The organism is Pseudonocardia pini, from assembly GCF_013870575.1.
In the GTDB taxonomy this organism is placed as follows: Bacteria; Actinomycetota; Actinomycetes; order Mycobacteriales; family Pseudonocardiaceae; genus Pseudonocardia; species Pseudonocardia pini.
Map to the genome: position 1 here is coordinate 1 of NZ_JACBXB010000996.1, position 1,667 is coordinate 1,667.

Genomic DNA, 1,667 nt, shown 5'->3' on the forward strand with positions numbered 1-1,667 from the left:
CCGTGGTCGCGGACCTGAACTGCGCCGACGTCGCCGGTCCCGTCCGCGTGACCGGACCGGACCGCTACAAGCTCGACGGCGACGGGGACGGCCGGGGCTGCACCGGCTGAGCAGCACTCGAAGGCCTGGTGATCACCGCGCTGGGCCGAAGGGATAGCGCCGGACCGGCTCCCACGGGCCGCCGCGGTAGCGCCACAGCGCGAGTGCCGTGACGTGAGTGTGGTCCACGGGGCGCGTCGCGAGGTCGGCGTACAGGGCTCGGGCCTGCTCGGGATCGACCTTGTTCTGCACCGTCACGTGCAGCTCGCGCTTCCCGCGGTCCTGGCGGGTGAGCCACGGGTCCCACCGGTGCGCGAGGTCTGCGCGCAGGGCGAGCAGGGCGGGCGACTCGACCCGGAGCGCGACACCGCGCCCCAGCAGCCTCGGCACCCCCACGACCGCCTCGGGTCCGGGACGCTCCGTGGCCGCGGCCAGCGCCGCGGCGACCGCGGCCTCGTGCTCCGCAGGCAGGGCGTGGAAGAGCGTGACGTGGGCGTCGAGGTGGTTGCGGTCCGGTGGGAAGTGCCTGCGCCGCAGCGCGTCCAAGGCCTCCTGCACGGGCTCGGCCACGACGGCGGTCACAACGAGCGGGGGCACCCGGTCAGCCTGCCCGCGTGTGCCGTACCTCGCCGGCCGAGCTCGCTCCCGGCGTGGATGCGGTGAGTGATCTCGAAGGGTCGTCGATTGCTCCACTCAGGTGTTCTCGTTTTTCCGAAGTAACGGAGCGTCCACCCGGATGGGTCGAATGGGCGCATCTGAGGTCCCCCGACCGGGTTGCGCCGAGTCGCAGACGGAGGGGTCGTCCGTTGGGTCCAGCACGGGCTCCGGCGATCGGCCGCACACGCGGACGGCGACGGACCCGATGACCGAAGAGGAGATCCGCATGCGTACGTCGCTGCGCGCCGTGCTGGTCGGCGCCACCGCACTCCCGATCGCCCTGACCGCCACCGGACTCGCCGCCGCCGGGGAGTACAGCGGCCACGACGAGCACAAGGCGGACACCGCCGACCACAAGTCGGACCACAAGGCCGATCACAAGGCCGATCACAAGGCCGATCACAAGTCGGACCACGAGACGCACGCCGACGAGGGCCGGGACGACCACCACAAGGGCGCGCACGGCGACGGCGGGCACGACCGCTCGAGCAGCTGGGACTACGAGTGGAGCGGCCCCGGTGGGAACGGTGGGCCCGGCGGACCGGACCTGCCCCCGGGCTTCGAGTTCCCCGGCCTGCCCGGCGGCGGCCTCGACGACGACGGCCCCGACGGCTTCCCGGGCGGCGGCTTCCCCGGTGACGGCGGCCCCGGCGGCGGCTTCCCCGGTGACGGCGGCTTCCCCGTGGGCCCGATCGAGAACGCGGTCGACTCGACCGAGGCCCTCCTCGACACGGCGACCGGCGACACGCCGCTCGGCGGCCTCGTCGACCCGGTGACCGACGTGGTGGACGGCGTCGTGGACGACACCCCGCCGGTGGAGGAGATCGTGAACGTCGTGGACGACGCCATCGACCCGACCCCGGTCGGCGACCTGATCGACGGCGTCTCGGGCGTCCTCGACGGCGTCACCGGCTCGATCGGCGCCCCGGGCCTCCCGACCCTCTAGGGGACATGGGTGACGCTCGCCGGGC

2 protein-coding genes are annotated in these 1,667 nt (G+C 73.8%); one reads left to right on the forward strand and one right to left on the reverse strand.

Annotation, left to right across the window (positions count from 1 at the left end; translation table 11 throughout):
* Nucleotides 1-132 precede the first annotated feature (132 nt).
* Nucleotides 133-636: a 2'-5' RNA ligase family protein gene (locus tag H5J29_RS31770; protein ID WP_181784615.1), complete on the reverse strand. Its 504-nt coding sequence runs from the start codon at nt 634-636 to the stop codon at nt 133-135.
* A gap of 286 nt (nt 637-922) precedes the next feature.
* On the opposite strand from H5J29_RS31770, the gene H5J29_RS31775 reads away from it, so the two are divergent.
* Entirely contained in the window at nt 923-1,642 is a 720-nt protein-coding gene (locus H5J29_RS31775) for a hypothetical protein (RefSeq protein WP_181784616.1), read from the forward strand.
* Nucleotides 1,643-1,667 lie beyond the last annotated feature (25 nt).

Bases quoted from the DNA above. Each gene is read 5' to 3' on its own strand.
- H5J29_RS31775 (WP_181784616.1), top strand. From the start codon at position 923: ATGCGTACGTCGCTGCGCGCCGTGCTGGTCGGCGCCACCGCACTCCCG.